Source organism: Nocardiopsis sp. M1B1, from assembly GCF_052466615.1.
The window spans coordinates 2,627,183-2,645,889 of the sequence record NZ_CP196194.1; the positions used below are offsets into that span (position 1 = coordinate 2,627,183).

Consider the following 18,707-nt stretch of genomic DNA (forward strand, 5'->3'; position numbering starts at 1 on the left):
CGCGCCCGTCTCCGGGCTCCCTCCGCGTCGCCGCCCCCTGCCGCCGTGACCTTCTCCAGACGGCCGCAACGCCCTGTCCGCAAGGGATGCGGTGTGCCCCGCGCCACTCGAAAAATAATTAATTACTATTTATTCTTGACGTTACCTGAGTCACTCTGGCATGCTCTCCTGCAGTTGAGGAAGGCGTCCGCGCAGGTGAGCGCGTACGCCCTACGCCAAGGAGGACCCCATGGGCAGACGACCGCCGCGCCCCCCGGGCCGCGCGCTCGCCGCTCTCACCGCCGCCCTGTGCGTGCTGCTGCTCGCCGGATGCGGCGCCAGGCTCGGCGAGGACGGCCGCATCGGCGTCGTCTACATGGACGCGCAGGGCTTCTACGCCGGAGTCCGCGAGGGCATGCAGGACTACGCCGAGGACTCCGGCCGCGAGCTCCAGCTCCTTGAGCTCAACGCCCGCGGCGACGCCTCCGAGGAGAGCACCTTCGTGGACGTCGTCTCCTCGGCCGACGTCGACGCCCTGGTGCTGTCCCCCGTCTCGGCCACCGCCTCGGTCCCCGCCGTGCGCTTGGCGCACGAGAGCGGCATCCCGGTGATCTGCTACAACACCTGCATCGAGGACGAGGCCGCCAAGGAGTACGTGACCTCCTACATCCTGGGCGACCCCCACGAGTTCGGCCACCTGCTCGGCGACGCCGCCGCCGACCACTTCGAGGACGAGGGAGTCGAGGACCCCCGGATCGGCGTCCTCAACTGCGAGTTCGTCGAGGTCTGCGTGCAGCGCCGCGAGGGCTTCGAGGAGGCGCTCTTCGCCCGCCTGCCCGACGCCCGGATCGTCGCCAACCAGGAGGGCGCCACCATCGACGAGGCCGTCAACGTGGGCGAGCGCCTGCTCACCGCCCACCCCGACCTCGACGCCTTCTACGGGGAGGCGGGCGGCGCCACCATGGGCGCGGTCCGCGCCGTCACCAACCGCGGCCTGGCCGGGGAGGTCGTGGTCTTCGGCAGCGACATGTCCACCGACGCGGCCCGCGCCCTGTCAGACCACCGCATCCTCAAGGCCAACGTCGACATCTCCGGAATCGCGGTCGGCCTGCTGGCCGGGGAGACGGTCGAGCGCATCATCGCGGGCGAGGCGCCCGAGGAGTTCGTCACCGAGGCGCCCATCGACCTCTACACCACGCCCGAGGACGGCGAGGAGTGGCTGGAGGAGCACCCGGACGGCGTCCCCTAGACCGGCCGTCCGAGCACGTCCGCCCCCTTCGTCCCACCTGTGGAGTACCCATGAGCGACACCTCCGCCCCGGCACCGGCCGACACCGACGTCGTGGCCCGCGTCCGCGGCGCGACCAAGAGCTACCCCGGCGTCCGGGCGCTGGACCACGCCGACTTCGAGATCCGCGCCGGAGAGGTCCGCGCGCTGCTCGGACGCAACGGCGCCGGAAAGTCCACCCTGATCCGCCTGCTGTCCGGCGTGGAGGCGCCCGACGAGGGCGAGATCGAGATCGGCGGCCAGCCGCTCGGCCAGGGCGGCATCCGCCGGGCGGCCAAGCTCGGCGTGGGCACCGTCTACCAGGAGCTCAGCCTGGTCCCGGAGCTGTCGGCGGCCGAGAACCTCTACCTCGGCACCTGGCCCAAGGCCGCCGGGCGCATCGACTACGGCCGGATCAGGGCCGGGGCCGAGGAGGTCTTCGCCGAACTCGGCGTCGACATCGCCCCCGACACCCGGGTCGGCGAACTGCCCCTGGCCCAGCAGCAGCTCGTGGAGATCGCGCGGGCCTTCCGCGCCCGGCCGCGCCTGCTCATCCTCGACGAACCCACCAGCGCGCTCGCCGCCGGTGAGGCCGAGACCGTCCTCAAGGCCGTCGAGCGCGTCGCCTCCCGAGGCGTCGGCGTCATCTACGTCAGCCACCGCCTGGACGAGATCCGCCGGGTCGCCGACACGGTCACCGTCATGCGCGACGGCGCCGTCGTGGAGACCACGCCGGTCCGCGGCGCCACCACCCGGCACATCGTCTCCCTCATGCTCGGAGGCGAGGCCAAGGAGGAGAACAGGCCGGTGCGCCGCGCCGCCGCCTCCGGAACGCCGCTCCTGTCGGTCCGCGACCTGGCGGTCCCGCCCAAGGTCGACGGCGTCTCCTTCGACCTGCGCCCCGGCGAGGTCCTGGGCCTGGGCGGCCTCATGGGCTCGGGCCGGACCGAGATCCTGCGCGCGCTGGCGGGCTTCACCCCCTCCCGGGGGACCGTGGAGGTGGACGGCTCGCCGGTGGCCCGCCCCACCCCCCGCGCGATGAAGCGCCTGGGCGTGGGCATCACCCCCGAGGACCGCAAGGGAGAGGGCGTCGTCCCCCTCCTTGGCGTCTCCGAGAACATGGTCATGACCTGGTTCGGCGGCGCCTCCAAGGCGGGGACCGTGCTCCCCTCCCGCGTCTCGGGCATCGGCCGGGGCCTCATCGACCGGCTCTCGATCAAGGCCGCCGCGACCGACACCCCCATCGTCAACCTCAGCGGCGGCAACCAGCAGAAGGCCGTCATCGGCCGCTGGCTGCACGCCGGGAGCCGCATCCTGCTGCTGGACGAGCCCACCCGGGGCGTGGACGTCGAGGCCAAGGCCCAGATCTACGCCATTGTGCGCGAGCTGGCCGAGCAGGGGGCCGCGGTCCTCTTCGTCTCCAGCGAACTGGAGGAACTGCCGCTCGTGTGCGACCGCGTGCTCGCCCTGCGCGGAGGACGCCTGCAAGGCGAGTTCACCGGCGACGACATCACCCTGGACAACATCATGGCCGCCGCGATGGCGGCGTGAACGGCGAGGTAGAGCAATGACCACCACCACCAAGGTCACCGGCGAGGCGGTCCCCGCCCGCGGCGACCTCATCGGCCGCTACGGCCACCGCCTCAACGAGATCGGCCTCCTGGCCGCCATCCTGATCCTCTACGTCGTCCTCGGGCTCTCCGCCTCCGGGTTCCTGAGCCTGGACAACCAGCTCGGCCTGCTGCGCAACGCCGCCACGATCGGCATCGCGGCCTGGGGCGTCACCCTGGTGATCATCGCCGGGGAGATCGACATCAGCATCGGCCCGGCCGTCGCCTTCGCCTCGGTCATCGTCGCCAAGGGCGCCACCGAGTGGAACCTGGGCGTGATCGGCGCCATCATGCTCACCCTGGCCATGGGCGTGCTGTGGGGCGCCCTCGCCGGCTGGCTCCGGGCCCGGTTCAACGTGCCCTCCTTCATCACCACGCTGGGGCTGTGGAGCGTCCTGGGCGGCCTGGCGCTCTACATGACCGACGCGCTCCCCGTGCCGCTGCCCGAGAGCGGCCTGCTCGACGTGCTCGGCGGCTCCGTCCTGGGCATCCCCACCGCCGCGCTGGTCATGCTCGTGCTCTTCGCGGTCTTCGCCTACGTCGCCAAGTACACCGCCTACGGCCGCTCGGTCTACGCCACCGGCGGCAACGCCGCCGCCGCGCAGCTCGCCGGGCTCAACGTGGCCCGGGTGCGCGTGCTGCTGTTCGCCACCACCGGCCTGCTCTCCGCCATCACCGGCGTGCTGCTCGCCGCCCGCCTGGGCTCGGGCAACGGCGGCGCCGCCGCGGGGCTGGAGTTCGACGTGATCGCCGCCGTGGTCATCGGCGGTACCGCCCTGGCCGGCGGACGCGGTTCGCTCGGCGGTACCTTCCTCGGGGTCGTCTTCATCACGGTCATCGCCAACGGCCTGGTGCTGCTCGGCGTCAACTCCTTCTTCCAGGACGTGGTGCGCGGCCTCATCATCGTGGGCGCCGTCCTGATCAACGTCGTCATCAGCAGGCGCAGCGCCGCCAACCGCCTCGCCTAGCCGCTCCGAACGGGGGAAACACAGTCATGAACACCACGGACGCCGCCACCGCACTCCCCGAGACCATGCGCGGGGTGCGCCTGCCCGGGGACTCGACCGCGGTCCTGGACACCCTGCCCGTGCCCGAGCCGGGCCCCGGACAGGTGCTGATCCGGGTCGGCGCGTCGGGCATCTGCGGCAGCGACATCGGCTTCATCTACCACGAGCACAAGACGCACCGGGGGGTCGAGGGCCCCGCCTACCAGGGCGTCGTCGCGGGCCACGAGCCCTCGGGCACGGTCGTGCAGGCCGGGCCGGGGTGCCGCAGGTTCGGCCCCGGCGACCGCGTCATCGTGTACCACATCGCCGGGTGCGGGCTGTGCGACAACTGCCGCCGCGGCTTCATGATCAGCTGCACGGACCCCTCCCGGGCGGCCTACGGCTGGCAGCGCGACGGGGGCCACGCCGAGTACCTGCTGGCGGAGGAGTCCACCTGCGTCCCCCTGCCCGACGAGCTGTCCTTCGTGGACGGCGCGCTCATCGCCTGCGGGTTCGGCACCGCCTACGAGGGGCTGCGGCGCATCGGGGTCAACGGCGACGGCGACCTGCTCGTCGTGGGCCTGGGCCCGGTGGGGCTGGCGGCCGGGATGATCGGCCGGGGCATGGGCGCGGCCCGCGTGATCGGGGTGGAGCCCAACCAGCGCCGCCGCGAGTGGGCCGCCGGCCTGGACGTCTTCGACGCCCTGGCCTCGCCCGAGGAGGCGGCCGACGAGATCGCCCGGGTCACCTCCGGCCGGGGCGCGGCCACGGCCATCGACTGCTCCGGGTCGCGCCCGGGCCGCTCCCTGGTCCTGGAGAACGCCGCCGAGTGGGGCCGCGTCTCCCTCGTCGGCGAGGGCGGCACCCTGGAGACCGAGGTGTCGGACACCCTCCTGCACAAGCAGCTCACCCTGTACGCCTCCTGGGTGACCTCGCTGCCCGCCATGGCGGAGCTGTCGGTGAACCTGGTGCGGTGGGGCCTGTCCCCGGAACGGGTGGTCTCCGACCGCTTCGACCTCGCCGACGCCGACGCCGCCTACCGCCTGGCCGCGGGCGAGAGCCGCGGCAAGGTGTGCCTGGTCAACGGAGCCGAGCGGTGAGCCGCCCCGTCGAGGTGCGGCGCGACGCCTCCGGGGCGCACGAACTCGTGGTCCTGGACAACGGCGTGCTGCGGTTGACCGCCGCCCCCGCGCTGGGCGGGCGGCTCCTGTCGGTGCGCCACCGCGGCCGCGAGCACCTGTACCGCAACCCCCGCCTGCTGGGCGACGACCTCCAGCCGGTGGAGGGCGTGGTCCTGGGGCCGGTGGACGGACCCATGAGCGCGTGGAACAACGTCGGCGGCGACAAGACCTGGCCCGCGCCCCAGGGGTGGGACGGACCCGACGAGTGGGCGGGGCCGCCCGACTCCGTCCTGGACTCGGGCCCCTACACCGCCGAGACCTCGACCGACCCCGACGGCTCCGCCGTGCTCACCCTCACCAGCGGGGACGACCCGCGCTCGGGGCTGCGGCTCACCCGCCGCCTGACCCTGGCGCCCGACAGCGCCGCCTACCGGCTGGACCTGGAGGCGGTCAACGTCTCCGGCACCGCGCGCCGGTGGGCGCTGTGGAACGTCACCCAGCTCGACGGCGGTCCCGGAGAGACTGGCGGCCCCGGCGGCCCCGGCGGGCAGCAGGACGGGCCTGACGGACCGGACGGAGCACGCGGGGTCTACGTGGGCGTCAGCGGCCCGGGCCCGCACACGGTTCCGCTCGTCGCGGGCAACGGCCGCCCCCGGGTGGTGGAGCACACGCCCTCCGTGGTGCGGGTCCCCCTCCAGGACGTGGTCGGCAAGGTCGGCTTCCCCACGGCCTCCGGATGGCTGGCCGACGTGGGCGCCGAGGGCACCCTCACCCAGCGCTTCGCCGTGCGGGAGGGTGCCGAGTACCCGGACGGCGGCTCCCGGGCCGAGGTGTGGCTCGAATGCCCCGTGGACCGGCCCCTGGAGCACCTGGGCGGGCTGCGCCCGGTGGACCGCGTCACCGAGGTCGAGGCGCTGGGTCCGCTCACCGGGCTCGAACCGGGGCAGTCCACGTCCCTCGCCGTCGAGTTCGGCTTCGGCACGGGCACGGGGCCGGTGGCCGAGGTGACCCCCGACGGCTTCTGGAGCGAGGAGCCCCGCTGGGGCGCCCCCGAGCCGGGAGGGCAGCGCCTGAGCGGGGTCTTCACGTCCTCGCGCGCGGGCGCGCTGGTCCACCGGGAGTCCGGCCGCACGGTCGCGCGGACCCTGCCGGGCGAGCCCGCGCGCTTCGACGCCGTGGTCCCCGAACCCGACACCGACACCGCGCCCGCCGTCGTGTTCGCGCCCGACCGGGCCTGAGCACCACGGCGCCGCAGAGCGACGACGCTCCCCGGCCCGGCCGGGGACGCAGCAGAGGACGGAACGATATGACACACACCAGGCACCGCGGAGTCACCGCCGTGGTCACCGGCGCGGCCCGCGGCATCGGGGAGGCCACCGCCCGCCGCCTGGCCGCCGAGGGCGCCTCGGTGGTGCTCACCGACCTGTCCCCGAGCCTGGAGGAGGCCGCCGAACGCATCCGCGCCGAGGGCGGGCGCGCCCTGGCGGTGCGGGCCGACGTGAGCGACGAGGCCTCCTGGGACGGGGTCGTGGCGGCGGCCCGGGACGCCTTCGGGCCGGTGGGCGTCCTGGTCTCCAACGCCTACACCTTCGAGCAGGCGCCCGCCCACGAGACCACGCTCGGTTCCTGGGAGCGCCAGCTCGCCGTCAACCTCACGGGCGCGTTCCTGGGGGTGCGCGCCTGCCTGGACGACCTGTCCGCCAGCGGCGGCAGCGTCGTCATCACCTCCTCGGTCCACGCCTGGTTCGGGCTCCCCGGCCGACCGGCCTACGCCACCACCAAGGGCGGGCTCACCGCCCTGACCCGCCAGCTCGCCGTCGAGTACGGGCCGCGGGTGCGCGTCAACTGCGTGCTGCCCGGTCCCATCCTCACCGCCGCCTGGGAGGGCGTGGGCGAGGAGGACCGCCGCGACAGCGTCGCCCAGACCGCCGCGGGCCGCTTCGGCGACCCCGACGAGGTGGCCTCCGTCATCTCCTTCCTCGCCTCCGAGGAGGCCTCCTACGTCACCGGGACGAGCCTGCCGGTCGACGGAGGGTGGAGTATCTACAAGGCGTCGTCGTGACGGGACGCCCGGAACGGAGGAAGTGATGGCGGCCTACTCGGGGCGCGGTGTGCACGGCCAGACGGTGCGGTTGCTGGGAGAACGCGTGCTCTCCGGACGGATCGGCGAGGGGGAGACGATCGACCTGGCCGCGCTCAGCGGCGAACTCGACCTGAGCCTGACCGCGATCCGCGAGGCGATCAAGGTCCTGGCGGCCAAGGGTCTGGTCGGCTCCCGGCAGAAGAAGGGGACGTTCGTGCGCCCCCGCGGTGACTGGAACCTGCTCGACCCGGACGTGGTCCGGTGGCGGATCGCCGCGGGCGCGGGGGACGTCTTCTTCGGCGAGCTGGCCGAACTGCGCGACGCCCTCGAACCCGCCGCGGCGCGCCTGGCCGCGCTGCGCCGCACCGACGCCGACGTCGCCGAACTGCGCGCGGCGCTCACCGACATCGCCGACTCCGGCCGCGGCCCGGCCGAGGAGGCCGCGCGGGCCGACCTGCGCTGGCACCGCGCGCTGCTGGCGGCCACGCACAACGAGCTGTTCACCCGCACCGACGTCTTCTTCGCCGCGGGGCTCTCCGAACGCGACCGCCTGGTCCACGGGGGCGCCCACGACGACCCGGTGCCCACCCACGGCGCGGTCACCGAGGCCGTCGCCGCGGGCGACCCGCGCGCCGCCGAGTCCGCCATGCGCTCCCTGCTGGAGCAGGCCCGGGAAGACCTCCTCCGCGTCACCGAGGACGACGCGGCCGTAGACGATCTGGAGACACCTCAGTGAGAATCACCCGTATCGAGACCTTCCTGGTCCCGCCCCGGTGGCTGATGTGCCGGGTGGAGACCGACGACGGCGTCGTGGGCTGGGGCGAGCCCGTGGTGGAGGGGCGCGCGGAGACCGTGCGCGCCGCGGTCGAGGAGCTGTCCGAACTCCTCCTGGGCCAGGACCCCGCGCCCATCGAGTACCACTGGCAGCGCCTCACCAAGGCCGCGTTCTACCGGGGCGGGCCCATCCTGTCCAGCGCCGTCGCGGGGCTGGACCAGGCGCTGTGGGACATCGCGGGCAAGCGCCTGGGCGTCCCCGTCCACCGGCTCCTCGGCGGCCCCGTCCGCGACCGGGTGCGCGTGTACGGCTGGGTCGGCGGCGACGACCCCGCCGAGCTGTCGGAGGCGGTCGCGGCCCGCGTGGAGTCCGGGCTCACCGCCGTGAAGATGAACGCGTCCGGGGTGATGGGGCGCTCGGCCACCGTGCGCGAGATCGACGGCGTCGTGGAGCGCCTGGCCGGGGTGCGCGACGTGCTCGGCCCGGACCGGGACGTCGCGGTGGACTTCCACGGCCGCTTCAACGCGGCCACCGCCCGCCGGGTCCTGCCCCTGCTGGAGCCCCTGCGCCCCATGTTCGTGGAGGAGCCGGTCCTGCCCGAGTACGGGCACCTGCTCGGCGACGTCGTACGGTCCAGCCCGGTGCCCATCGCCACCGGCGAGCGCCTGTTCGGCCGGAGCGAGTTCCTGCCCGCGCTCCAGGCGGGGGTCGCCGTCGTCCAGCCCGACCTCTCCCACGCGGGCGGGGTCTCCGAGGTGCGCCGGATCGCCTCCCTGGCCGAGACCTACGACGCCCTGCTGGCACCGCACTGCCCGCTCGGCCCCGTGGCCCTGGCCGCGAGCCTGCAGGTCGCCTTCGCCACGCCCAACTTCCTCATCCAGGAACAGAGCATGGGCATCCACTACAACCGGGACGCCGAACTGCTCGACTACGTCCTGGACACCGAGGTCTTCGCCTTCCCGGACGGGCACATCCACCGCTCCGAGGCCCCCGGCCTGGGCGTGAGCGTGGACGAGGACGCCGTGCGCGCGGCGGACCGGATCGGCCACCGCTGGAGGCCGCCGGTGTGGAGCCACCAGGACGGGTCCTTCGCGGAGTGGTGAGGAAGGAAGTGACGCGCATGCTGTGCGAACCGTGGAGCACCGACCGCTTCGAACTGGGTGAGGGGCTGCGCCTGCGGGGCCGCGACCTGCTCATGGTGGACATCCTCACCGGCCGCCTCCTGCGGCTCGACCCCCGCACACCGGGCCCGGCCCAGGTGGTCGCCGCCCTCGACGTCCCCCTGGGCGCGGTCGCCCCCGTCCGGGGCGAACCGGGGAGGTTCGTCGCGGCGGCGGGCACGGGCGTGGCGCTGCTGTCCGAGGGCGGCGCACCGGAGTGGCTGGCCAGGCCCGAGGACGGCGCGGCCACGCCGATGCGGATGAACGACGGCTGCTGCGACCCCGACGGGAGGTTCTGGGCCGGGACGATGGCCTACGACGGCACCCCCGGGGCCGGTTCGCTCTACCGCGCCGACCCCGACGGCCGGGTCACCCGGGTCCTGGAGGGCTACACCGTCCCCAACGGCCCCGCCTTCACCGCCGACGGCGCCCGCATGTACCTCGCCGACAGCGCCGAGGGCCGCATCGACGCCTACGAGATCTCCCCGGACGGCACCCCCGGTGCGCGGACCGTCTTCGCCCGGGTCGGGGAAGGCAGCCCCGACGGGATGCAGGTCGACGCCCGGGGGCACCTGTGGGTCGCGGTCTGGGGCGCGGGGAGGGTGCACCGCTACGACCCGGACGGAACCCTGGAGCGCGTGGTGGAGCTGCCCGCCGCCCAGCCCACCAGCGTGTGCGTCGTCGACGCCCCCGACCCGCGGCTGTTCGTCACCTCAGCCGCGACCGGCCTCGACCGCCCCGGGCCCGGCGACGGCGCCCTCTTCTCGGTTCCCGTGGACGTGTCCGCCCCGGCGGCCCAGCCCTTCGGAGGAAACCCGTGACGCCCCAGGTCGCCTGTGTCGGCGAGACCATGCTGCTGCTCACCGCGGCCGAACCGGCCCCCCTGGACGGCGCCCCGCTCCTGTCCATGGGCACCGCCGGCGCGGAGTCCAACGTCGCGTGCGCCCTGGCCGCCCTCGGGCACCGGGCCGCCTGGCTCAGCGGCGTGGGCGACGACCCCTTCGGGCGGGTGGTCACCCGGAGCCTGCGCGAACGCGGCGTGGACGTGTCCGGCGTGCGGACCGACCCCGACCGGCCCACCGGCCTGCTGTTCAAGGACCCCTCGCCCTCGGGCAGCGCGGTCCACTACTACCGCGCGGGGTCGGCCGCCTCGGCCCTGGGCCCCGAACTGGCCGCGCACCCCCTCGTCCGGACGGCGCGGGCGGTGCACCTGTCGGGGGTCACCCCGGCGCTCTCGCCCGGCTGCGACGCCCTCGCCGAGCGCCTGCTGTCCGACCCCGCCCTGACGGTGAGCTTCGACGTCAACCACCGGCCCCGCCTGTGGAAGGAGGGGCAGGCGGCACCCCGCCTGCTGGAGCTGGCCCGGCTCGCCGACGTCGTACTCGTCGGCAGGGACGAGGCCGAGGAGCTGTGGGGCACCCCCACCGCCCGCGACGTCCGCGCCCTCCTGCCCGACGTGGACCGCCTCGTGGTCAAGGACGCCGAGCACGGCGCCACCGAGTTCCGCGGCGGCGACGAGGCGTACGTGCCCGCTCCGGTGGTGGAGGTGGTCGATCCGGTGGGAGCCGGGGACGCCTTCGCCGCCGGGTACCTGGCGGGAGGGCTGCGCGGCCTCGACGCGCGGGGCCGCCTGCGGCTGGGGCACCTGTGCGCCGGGCGCGTCCTGCGCGTGGTGGGCGACCTGGCCGACCCGCCCCCGGCGGAGTCGGTGGACGAACTGCTCGCGGTCCCCGACGACCGGTGGACCGACCGGGCTTCGGCGGCCGTGGCCGCAGTGAGAGGAGACGGACATGAGTGACCAGGGACTGGACGGACTGTTCGGGGGGCAGCGCGTACTGGCGATCCTGCGGGGCATGCCCGTGGACACCACGGTCGCGCTGGCCGAGCGCGCGTGGGACCTGGGCGTCACCGCGGTCGAGGTGCCCGCCCGCGACGCCCTCGGCCTGGAGGCGCTGCGCGCGACCGTCAGGGCCGGGGCCGAGCGCGGCCACCCCGTGGGCGCGGGCACGGTGATCACCCCCGAGCAGGTGCGCGACGTGGCCGGGGCCGGTGCCGCCTTCACCGTCGCGCCGGGCTTCGACGCCGAGGTCATGGCCGCCTCGGAGGCGGCGGGGATGCCCCACCTGCCAGGCGTGGCCACCCCCAGCGACATCCAGGGCGTGCTCAGGGCGGGCGGCCGCTGGGTGAAGGCCTTCCCCGCAACGTCGCTCGGCTCGGCGTGGTTCCGCGCCATGCACGGGCCCTTCCCCGACGTGCGGATCGTGGCCACCGGCGGCATGGACGCCCGCAACGCGCGCGAGTACCTCGACGCGGGGGCGCGGATGGTGGCGGTCGGCTCGGCGCTGGCCGACCCCGAGCAGATCCCCCTGCTGGCCGAACTCGTCTGACCGCGCCCGGAACCCGGAACCCGGAGCCCCGGGGCCCGGTGGGCCCGAAGCCCCGGCCCGCTGACCAGCGGGCCGGGGCCTGTGGAGTCCCGGGACTCAGGCGTCCTCGGGCGGCTCCGGGTCGGTGGCCCTGGTCAGCAGGGCCGCGGACTCCTCGTCCAGCCGCAGGTGGTTGGCGGGCAGGAGGTCGGCCAGCTGGCCGGTGTCGCGGGCGCTGGCCAGCACCGAAGCCACGGACGGCCGGTCCGCCAGCCACGCCAGCGCCACGGCCGCAGGGGAGGCCCCGCACCGCTCGGCGACCGTGTCCAGGGCGTCCAGCACCCGCCGGCCGCGCGGTTCGTCCAGGTAGGCGCGGGCCTTCCCGGCGCGCGGGCTGTCCACGTCGGTCGAACCCGGCCGGTACTTGCCGGTGAGGAAGCCCCGGGCCAGGCCGAAGTAGGGCAGCAGCGCCAGACCGCGCTCGCGCGCCAGCGGCACCAGATCGGCCTCGATCCCGCGTTCCACCAGGTTGTACAGGGGCTGGACGCACACCGGGGCGTGCAGCCCCCGCTCCTCGCACACCTCCAGCCACGCCCGGATGCGGCCGGGCTTGTGGTTGGACAGCCCCACGTGGCGCACCACGCCCTCGTCCACCAGCTCGGAGAAGGCCTCGGCGCTCTCGGCCAGCGGTGTCTCGGCGTCGTCGAAGTGCGCGTAGTACAGGTCGATGGTCTCCACGCCCAGCCGTTCGAGCGAGGCCTTCGCGGCGGCCTTGACGTTGGACGCGGACAGGCCGCGAAAGTCCGGGTGCTCGCTGACCTTCGTGGCGATCACCATGTCGTCGGGGCGTCCGCGCGAGGCGAGCCAGCGGCCGATGACCGTCTCGGACTCGCCGCCCCGGTGCCCCTCGACCCACGCGGAGTAGGAGTCGGCGGTGTCGAGGAAGTTCCCGCCCGCCGCGGTGTAGGCGTCCAGGATCTGGAAGGAGGCGTGCTCGTCCGCGGTCCAGCCGAAGACGTTCCCGCCCAGGCACAGGGGAGACACGCGCAGGGATGACTCCCCCAGTTGGCGAAGCCGTACGTGGTCCATGTTCGCCCCGCTTTCGTCGAGTGGTGGATGCGCCGACAGGCTAGACCCGAGGGTGCCGGAGAACCGGTGTTTCCTCCCTTCTCGGGGTGTCACACCCGGCGGCCGTGGCCGGAACCGGCCACCTTCCGGCCGCGCGGCCGGGTCGTCCGCGGGCCGCTGGGTAGGCTTCCCGTGCCCCAGCAGCGACGCGGCCGTGAGGTGTGACCCTTGAGCGACGACAGGCGTGACGACGAGCGGTCCGAGGGCACCCGCAGCACCGCGGGGGGCGTCTCCGGCCACGGGGCGCTGCTCCAGGGCAGGGACTTCTCGTTCACCGTCCTCCAGGGAGGGGAGCGGGGAGGGGCCGGGGCCGCGGCTCCGCCGCGCTACGCGGTCCCCGCCCCGCCGCTGTTCGTCAACCGCGTCCGCCAGCTGTCCCGGGCCCGCGCCTTCATCGCCGACGGCGGCGCCCACGCCCGGGTCCTGGTCGTCCAGGCCTCGCACCGGGGCGGCGGGGCCAGCGCGTTCGGGCTCAAGGCCCTGCACGACTCCTACTCCGAGGACCCCCACCGGTTTCCCGGCGGCTACTTCTTCGCCGACGTCGAGCGCGATGGGGTCATGGAGTCCGTCAGCGAGATCCTGCGCCGGGCCGAGGTCCCCGAGGAGGAGATCCCGGCCGCCCAGGACCGGCGGCGCCAGCGGTTGCGCGGCGAGTTCGACCGGCGCGGCGCCGTCGCCGTCATGGTCGACGGCCCCGGTTCGGTGAACGACGTCCTGCCCTTCGTCGCCACCAGCCCGGGGAGCATGACCCTGGTCGCCACCGCGCACGACCTCGACCTCGGCGAGGTCCTGCCCCACGTCCACGACGAGCTGGTCGAACTCGACGCGCTGGACGAGGAGCACTCCGCCGAACTGCTGTGCGCGAAGGCGCGCCTGACCCCCGGCCGCGACGACGAGCGGGCGGCGGTGGCCGCGCTGGTCCGGCTCGCCGGAGGAAGGCCCGAACTGCTGCTGCGCTACGGGCGCAGGCTCTTCCGGGCCCGCCGACGGATGGGCGTACCGGAGGCGCTGGAGGCCGTGTACCGGGAGGCGGTCGGGGAGGAGGCCCTGCCCGGGAATCCTCCGGGTCCGGGGCCGCGCGGCCCCGAGGAGGGGTGGGGCTGGCCCCGGCCGGTCGGGGCGGGGAACGACGCCGGTCCGGGGCGGCCGTCCGGTGGCGCGACCTCCGGCAGGGGACCGGAGACGGGGCACGGGGGTCCGTCCGGGGACGGAGCCGTTCACAGGTGGACGCACAACGCGGACGCGGTTCCGGGCACACCGTCCGACGAGGCCTCCGGGGACGTCGTGGACCGCGTGGGGCCCACGACAGAGGTGGCCCCCGGGGCTCTGGCCGTCGCGCTGGCCTGCCACCCCGACACCGACTTCGGGGAGGCGCTCGCCCTGCGGCTGGCCCGCCTCGGACCTCCGGCGGAGTGGGGTCGGGAGCCCGCGACGCCGCGCGGGAGCGGCCCCGGGGCCGACGTCGACGCGGTGCGCGAGGCGCTGGCCGCGCTGGTCGAGGAGGAGGTCCTGACCGTGTCCGGGGAGGGCTCCGGGCGCCGCCACCGGTTCCTGTCCGCGCGCGTGCGGCGGGCCTGCGCCGCGCGGGCGCTCGACCGGGACCGGTTCCTCCGGGAGGTGCTCACCCACTACTTCGAGCGGGCCGCAGCGGCGCACCGGCTGCTGCTGCCCGGCCGCTGGCTCCAGGCCGACCTCGACGGACGGTCGGCCTTCCCGGCGGGCGCCGCCACCGCGCACGCCTTCGCGGACAGGGAGGCCGCCCGCGCCTTCCTGGACGCCGACCGCGCGGCCCTGCGCGCCACCGTCATCGAGGCGGCCGTGCGCGGCGAGTACGAGCGCGCCGCCGAACTGTGCGAGCACCTGTGGGCCCTGTGGTTCACCTCCGGCCGCTTCGCCGACGTGGTCGACACCCACACCGAACTCCTCGACCAGACCCTGGGCACCCACCGCCTGTCCCCGGCCCGGCTCTCGCGGCTGTGCGTGCAGCGCTCCATCGCCTACCGGCGCGACGACAGCCTCGCGCGGGCCCGCGAGGACGCCGAACGGGCCCTGGAGCTGGCCCGCGCCGTCGCGCCGCCGCAGCCGCTGGTGCTGCTCACCGCGCTGGAGGCGGTCGGCGACGCGGCGCTGCGCGGCGGCGGGACCGAGGAGGCGGCCGACCGCTTCGCGGAGGCGCTGGAAGTCGCCGGGACCGCGGGCGACCCGCGTGCGGTCCGCAACGCGCTGCGCAAACTCGGCGGGGTGCGGCTGGAACAGGGCAGGGAAGCGGAGGCCGAGGAGCTGCTGGTCCGGGCGCTGGAGCTGGCCGCCGGGGACCCGGTGGACGACCTCCAGAACCGGGCGCGGCTCGGCGCGGCCCTGGGCGACCTGCTGCTGCGGCGCGGCCGCCGGGACGAGGCCCTCCACCGGTGGGCGCGGGCCGCCGAACTGCACGGGCGCCTCGGTGACCACCGCAGGGTCGGCGACATGCACCTCAGGCGGGCCGACGCCCTGGAAGCGGTGGACGCCGCGGCGGCGCGCGCCGCGCTGGAGGAGGCACTGGCCGGATACGAGGCGGCCGAGGACCGGCGGCAGGCCGAGCGGGTGCGCGCCCGCCTGGAAGCGGGATCGGGGCGCTGAGGGCCGCCGGTCCCCGCAGCGGAACGGGAACGCCGTACCTCAGCGGGACTGCTCCCGCACCGCCCGGACCCGGACGGCGCGGTCGCCCAGCAGCACGGTGAAGACGAACCCTTCGGCGGGACCGGTTCCGGCGGCCCGGAGACGGGGATCGCGCCGCAGCCGCCAGAACGCCGAGGCGAACACCGCCGGGTCCACGTCCCGCGCGTCCTCCTCGGGGGAGAGCCGGTGGCGCAGGGCGGCGCGGTCACCCACCAGGCAGTCGGCACCGTCCACGGCCGCGGCCAGGCGGGCGCCGGGATGGGCCTCCAGCGCCTCGCCGATCCGCCGCCACGGATCGCCGCGGTCCGGCCCGCACACCACGACGTCCGCGGCGTCGCGCCAGCGGGTCTGGGGTTCGTCGGCGTGCGTGACCGTGTGCGGTCGGCGCAGGGACAGCCGGCCCGTGACCGCCGGTTCGGCCGGGTGGCGGGCCACCCGGATGCCGCCGTCCTCCTCCTCGGCGGTGGCCAGAAGCGGGGCGCAGTCGGCCGTGTCCGGCCATCCGCGCCGGTGGGGGACCGGCGGGTCGGGCGGGGCCACCCGCACCTCGTGGACGGGTTCGGGCAAACCGAGGACGCGATAGAACGCGGACCGGAGAACGGCTCCGGATCTCCCGGGAACGGAGGTGAGCATTCGCGTGGTGTGCGCGAACCTTTCCGCGGTGTGCTTCTCCGCGTCCGCCGCGATCTGGGAAAGGAGCGGTTCGTCCGGGCGCAGGAGCGTCGCGTTCCTTCCGAAGGCGGCGATGGGGGGAGTCGCTGGCCATTTCGTGGTGGGGGAACGCGCCGAGAACCGTGTGGGTGCCCAGGGCGGCACCGTAGAAGGTGACCGAGCCGTGGTCGCCGACGACGTGGTCGGCCGCGACGAGGGCCGCCTGCCAGCCCTGCCGGGGCGGCAGGACGCGCAACCCGGCGCGTTCGGCGTCGGCGAGCCAGGCACGCACCTGCCAGGGGCCGTGGCCGTGCCAGACGTTGGGGTGCAGGGCCAACGCCACCCGGTACTCGTCCACCGGGAGTTCCTCCAGCAGGCGGAGGGGCAGGTCGGGCCAGCGGCCGAGCAGGGAGGTCGGACCCCAGGTGGAGCTGATCAGCACGAGTCTGCGCCGTCCGGTCTCCAGGTGGTCGCGGTAGCGCTCACGCCAGGGGAGCCCGGCCAGGACGCGGTCGTAGGTGGGGTCCCCGGCGACGAGGGCCGCGCCCACCGCCTCGGGGCAGGCGGCGTTCAGCCGGTCGAGCTGCTCGGTGTGGGAGAGCACCAGGGTCTGCGGGACGAGTGCGCCGTCGCGGAGCAGGGTCTGGCGTGAGAGGCCGAAGACCGCCTCGTCCTCCGGTGGGAGCTCGGCCGCGGGCGCGCCCGCGGTTTCCGGTTTCGCCAACTTGTTGTATCCGGCGCCGTGGGAGAACACCACCATGGGTGCTTTGATCCGGTGCAGATCGTCGCCGTAACTCGCGGAGAGGGCGAGGTCGAACTCCTCCTCCACGGCCTGCTCCCACGGCGCGACGACGGCGCCGATGTCACTGAGGAACTCGGTGACGCCCTCACGGAAGTTGGAGGTCCGCGCCCGGGTGAAGACGACCTGCACGCGGGGGTCGGACTCCAGCAGGGGGAGGATGTCGAGCAGCCGGGTCAGCGCGGTCACGGTGTGGGCCACCACGAGGACCCGGCGGCTGTCGGGAGCGGTGGACCAGGCCGGTGCCGACCCGATGGGCACCCGCAGCCGCTCCTCCACCGACATGCGCCCTCCCGACACCGCTCGCGTCTATTCCGCCCCGCCCCGCGACGGGACAGCGTACCCAAGGGCCCCGCCCGCCCCGCGCCCCGGTACCGTCCGCCAGGGGCGGCCGCGGGGACGGCCCTGCCACCGGTGTCACCGCCGGTCCACAGCGGCACCGGCGGCGGGACCACCGGTGGGGGAACCCCGTGCGTCACACCGTCAACGGTCCCGGTCAGTGCGCCGGAGCGACGGCGGCGGGCACGCGCCTACCGCGGCCCGTTCCTGCCGCCCGGTGTTCGTCGTCCGCTCCTCCTGCCCGTCGCCCGCTCGCCGGGGCGATGCGCGCGACCCCGGCGATCCCTGTCCGTAAGCGGACTCGGTGCCTAGAGGCCGTGGGCGGAGCGGCGCGCCTCGGCGTAGCGTTCGCGCACGTGCGGCGCGTCCACGGGCTCGGCGGAGGCCTCCGGCTCGCCCAGGTCCCAGGTCGGCGCCTCGGCGGTCCCCGCCAGCGCCCACGCCGCCTGCCGGGCCGCGCCCACGGCCACGTACTCGGCGGGCCGCGGCACGACCACCCGCGCGCCCAGGACGGTCGGCGCCACCGCGCGCACGGCGGCCGACTGCGCCGCCCCGCCCACGAGCAGCACCCGGTTGACCGGGATACCGGTGTCGGTCATCGCGGACAGCCCGTCGGCCAGTCCGCACAGCATGCCCTCCACCGCCGCGCGGGCGATGTTCTCCGGGCGCATGTTGGACCGGCGCAGCCCGTGCAGCGACCCCGCGGCGTCGGGCAGCACCGGCGTGCGCTCGCCGTCCAGGTAGGGCAGCAGCACGACGCCCTCGGCGCCCGGCTCGGCCGCCAGCGCCAGCTCGTCCAGCCCCGCCAGGTCCACGCCCAGCATCGCGGCGGTGGCGCCGAGCACCCGCGCCGCGTTGAGGGTGCACACCAGCGGCAGGTACCGGCCGGTCGCGTCGGCGTACCCGCAGATGATGCCGCTGGGGTCCTGCGTGGGGCCCTCGCTCACGGCGAACACGGTGCCGCTGGTGCCCAGCGAGACCACCGCGTCCCCAGGGCGCAGACCCAGGCCCAGGGCGCTGCCCATGTTGTCCCCGGTGCCCGGGGCCACCAGCGCGCCCGAGGGCGTGCGCCCCACGGCCTCGGCCGGTTCGGCCACGCGTGGCACCCGGATCTCGCGTCCGAACGCCCGCGCCAGCAGGTCGGGGCGGTAGGCGTTGTCGGTCGCCGACCAGTAACCGGTGCCCGAGGCGTCGCCGCGGTCCGTGGTGGGCTCGGACCCGGCTCCGGTCAGCCGCCAGGTGAGCCAGTCGTGGGGGAGCATCACCGCGGTCGTGCGGTCGGCGTGCTCCGGCTCGTGCCGGGCCAGCCAGCGCAGCTTGCTCACGGTCAGGCTGGCGTTGGGCACGTTGTCCACGGCCTTGGCCCACTCGGCGGGGCCGCCCAGCTCCTCGATCAGGTCCAGGGCCGTTCCGGCCGAACGGGTGTCGTTCCACAGCAGCGCCGGGCGGACCACCGCGCCGACCTCGTCCACGGCGACCATGCCGTGCTGCTGTCCGGCGACGGAGACGGCGGCCACGTCGTCGAGCAGGCCGGAGGAGGCCTGTTCCAGGGCCGACCACCAGGCGTCGGGGTGGACCTCGGTCCCGTCGGGATGCGGGGCGCGGGCCTCGCGCACCACCGCGCCGCTGTCGGCGTCGCAGACCACGACCTTGCAGGACTGGGTCGAGCTGTCGATTCCGGCGACCAGGGGCATGGTTCTCGCTCCGTGAGGGCAGGGTGGGGTGGCAACTCCCACAACCTAGAGGATCGGGGCCGGTGCTGGAAAGCGTTGTCACTGTCCGTTGT

16 protein-coding genes are annotated in these 18,707 nt (G+C 75.1%); 13 read left to right on the plus strand and 3 right to left on the minus strand.

Going from position 1 to position 18,707, the window contains the following annotated elements:
• Positions 1-229 precede the first annotated feature (229 nt).
• The 11 genes from ACSTA4_RS11215 (at position 230) to ACSTA4_RS11265 (ending at position 11,367) form a co-directional block, all read left to right on the plus strand.
• Positions 230-1,228, plus strand: coding sequence for a substrate-binding domain-containing protein (locus ACSTA4_RS11215; RefSeq protein WP_444963476.1), 999 nt, complete (start codon positions 230-232; stop codon positions 1,226-1,228).
• Positions 1,229-1,278: 50 nt separating this feature from the next.
• The gene (locus ACSTA4_RS11220) at positions 1,279-2,796 is read left to right on the plus strand and encodes a sugar ABC transporter ATP-binding protein (RefSeq protein ID WP_444963477.1); all 1,518 of its coding nucleotides are present in this window, start codon (positions 1,279-1,281) and stop codon (positions 2,794-2,796) included.
• Between the two features lie 16 nt (positions 2,797-2,812).
• Positions 2,813-3,823, plus strand: a complete 1,011-nt coding sequence (locus ACSTA4_RS11225; RefSeq protein WP_274977355.1) for an ABC transporter permease — start codon at positions 2,813-2,815, stop codon at positions 3,821-3,823.
• 26 nt (positions 3,824-3,849) lie between these two features.
• Positions 3,850-4,941, plus strand: a complete 1,092-nt coding sequence (locus tag ACSTA4_RS11230) for a zinc-dependent alcohol dehydrogenase family protein (protein WP_444963478.1) — start codon at positions 3,850-3,852, stop codon at positions 4,939-4,941.
• Positions 4,938-6,200: a hypothetical protein gene (locus ACSTA4_RS11235; protein WP_444963479.1), complete on the plus strand. Its 1,263-nt coding sequence runs from the start codon at positions 4,938-4,940 to the stop codon at positions 6,198-6,200. The genes ACSTA4_RS11230 and ACSTA4_RS11235 overlap by 4 nt, the downstream gene beginning before the upstream one ends.
• A 68-nt stretch (positions 6,201-6,268) precedes the next feature.
• Complete coding sequence (locus ACSTA4_RS11240; protein ID WP_444963480.1) at positions 6,269-7,024, plus strand: SDR family NAD(P)-dependent oxidoreductase; 756 nt, start codon at positions 6,269-6,271, stop codon at positions 7,022-7,024.
• Positions 7,025-7,049: 25 nt separating this feature from the next.
• On the plus strand, positions 7,050-7,781 hold the full coding sequence (locus tag ACSTA4_RS11245) for a FadR/GntR family transcriptional regulator (protein ID WP_274977359.1): 732 nt from the start codon (positions 7,050-7,052) through the stop codon (positions 7,779-7,781).
• Complete coding sequence (dgoD, locus tag ACSTA4_RS11250) at positions 7,778-8,923, plus strand: galactonate dehydratase (RefSeq protein ID WP_212640451.1); 1,146 nt, start codon at positions 7,778-7,780, stop codon at positions 8,921-8,923. The genes ACSTA4_RS11245 and dgoD overlap by 4 nt, the downstream gene beginning before the upstream one ends.
• Before the next feature lie 17 nt (positions 8,924-8,940).
• The gene (locus tag ACSTA4_RS11255; RefSeq protein ID WP_444963481.1) at positions 8,941-9,801 is read left to right on the plus strand and encodes an SMP-30/gluconolactonase/LRE family protein; all 861 of its coding nucleotides are present in this window, start codon (positions 8,941-8,943) and stop codon (positions 9,799-9,801) included.
• Positions 9,798-10,778, plus strand: coding sequence for a sugar kinase (locus tag ACSTA4_RS11260; RefSeq protein ID WP_444963482.1), 981 nt, complete (start codon positions 9,798-9,800; stop codon positions 10,776-10,778). The genes ACSTA4_RS11255 and ACSTA4_RS11260 overlap by 4 nt, the downstream gene beginning before the upstream one ends.
• Complete coding sequence (locus ACSTA4_RS11265; RefSeq protein WP_444963483.1) at positions 10,771-11,367, plus strand: bifunctional 4-hydroxy-2-oxoglutarate aldolase/2-dehydro-3-deoxy-phosphogluconate aldolase; 597 nt, start codon at positions 10,771-10,773, stop codon at positions 11,365-11,367. The genes ACSTA4_RS11260 and ACSTA4_RS11265 overlap by 8 nt, the downstream gene beginning before the upstream one ends.
• Before the next feature lie 96 nt (positions 11,368-11,463).
• Here the strand turns inward: ACSTA4_RS11265 and ACSTA4_RS11270 are convergent, their stop codons facing one another.
• Positions 11,464-12,435 carry an aldo/keto reductase gene (locus ACSTA4_RS11270; RefSeq protein ID WP_444963484.1) on the minus strand — a complete coding sequence of 324 codons (972 nt, stop codon included), beginning with the start codon at positions 12,433-12,435 and terminating at the stop codon, positions 11,464-11,466.
• Between the two features lie 207 nt (positions 12,436-12,642).
• On the opposite strand from ACSTA4_RS11270, the gene ACSTA4_RS11275 reads away from it, so the two are divergent.
• Complete coding sequence (locus ACSTA4_RS11275) at positions 12,643-15,093, plus strand: hypothetical protein (protein ID WP_444963485.1); 2,451 nt, start codon at positions 12,643-12,645, stop codon at positions 15,091-15,093.
• 39 nt (positions 15,094-15,132) lie between these two features.
• Here the strand turns inward: ACSTA4_RS11275 and ACSTA4_RS11280 are convergent, their stop codons facing one another.
• A complete protein-coding gene (locus ACSTA4_RS11280; protein ID WP_444963486.1) occupies positions 15,133-15,699 on the minus strand; it encodes a hypothetical protein in 567 nt (188 codons plus the stop codon).
• Positions 15,700-15,877: 178 nt separating this feature from the next.
• On the opposite strand from ACSTA4_RS11280, the gene ACSTA4_RS11285 reads away from it, so the two are divergent.
• Positions 15,878-16,435, plus strand: a complete 558-nt coding sequence (locus ACSTA4_RS11285; RefSeq protein ID WP_444963487.1) for a hypothetical protein — start codon at positions 15,878-15,880, stop codon at positions 16,433-16,435.
• Positions 16,436-17,229: 794 nt separating this feature from the next.
• Here ACSTA4_RS11285 and xylB read toward each other — a convergent pair.
• On the minus strand, positions 17,230-18,615 hold the full coding sequence (xylB, locus tag ACSTA4_RS11290; RefSeq protein ID WP_444963488.1) for a xylulokinase: 1,386 nt from the start codon (positions 18,613-18,615) through the stop codon (positions 17,230-17,232).
• Between the last annotated feature and the right edge of the window lie 92 nt (positions 18,616-18,707).

What these genes read in the sequence shown, in the direction of transcription:
- ACSTA4_RS11230 (WP_444963478.1), top strand. Translation starts at nt 3,850, where the DNA reads ATGAACACCACGGACGCCGCCACCGCACTCCCCGAGACCATGCGCGGG.
- ACSTA4_RS11255 (WP_444963481.1), top strand. Translation starts at nt 8,941, where the DNA reads ATGCTGTGCGAACCGTGGAGCACCGACCGCTTCGAACTGGGTGAGGGG.
- xylB (WP_444963488.1), bottom strand. Translation starts at nt 18,615, where the DNA reads ATGCCCCTGGTCGCCGGAATCGACAGCTCGACCCAGTCCTGCAAGGTC.
- ACSTA4_RS11240 (WP_444963480.1), top strand. Translation starts at nt 6,269, where the DNA reads ATGACACACACCAGGCACCGCGGAGTCACCGCCGTGGTCACCGGCGCG.
- ACSTA4_RS11285 (WP_444963487.1), top strand. Translation starts at nt 15,878, where the DNA reads ATGGGGGGAGTCGCTGGCCATTTCGTGGTGGGGGAACGCGCCGAGAAC.
- ACSTA4_RS11225 (WP_274977355.1), top strand. Translation starts at nt 2,813, where the DNA reads ATGACCACCACCACCAAGGTCACCGGCGAGGCGGTCCCCGCCCGCGGC.
- ACSTA4_RS11220 (WP_444963477.1), top strand. Translation starts at nt 1,279, where the DNA reads ATGAGCGACACCTCCGCCCCGGCACCGGCCGACACCGACGTCGTGGCC.
- ACSTA4_RS11215 (WP_444963476.1), top strand. Translation starts at nt 230, where the DNA reads ATGGGCAGACGACCGCCGCGCCCCCCGGGCCGCGCGCTCGCCGCTCTC.
- ACSTA4_RS11270 (WP_444963484.1), bottom strand. Translation starts at nt 12,435, where the DNA reads ATGGACCACGTACGGCTTCGCCAACTGGGGGAGTCATCCCTGCGCGTG.
- ACSTA4_RS11245 (WP_274977359.1), top strand. Translation starts at nt 7,050, where the DNA reads ATGGCGGCCTACTCGGGGCGCGGTGTGCACGGCCAGACGGTGCGGTTG.
- ACSTA4_RS11265 (WP_444963483.1), top strand. Translation starts at nt 10,771, where the DNA reads ATGAGTGACCAGGGACTGGACGGACTGTTCGGGGGGCAGCGCGTACTG.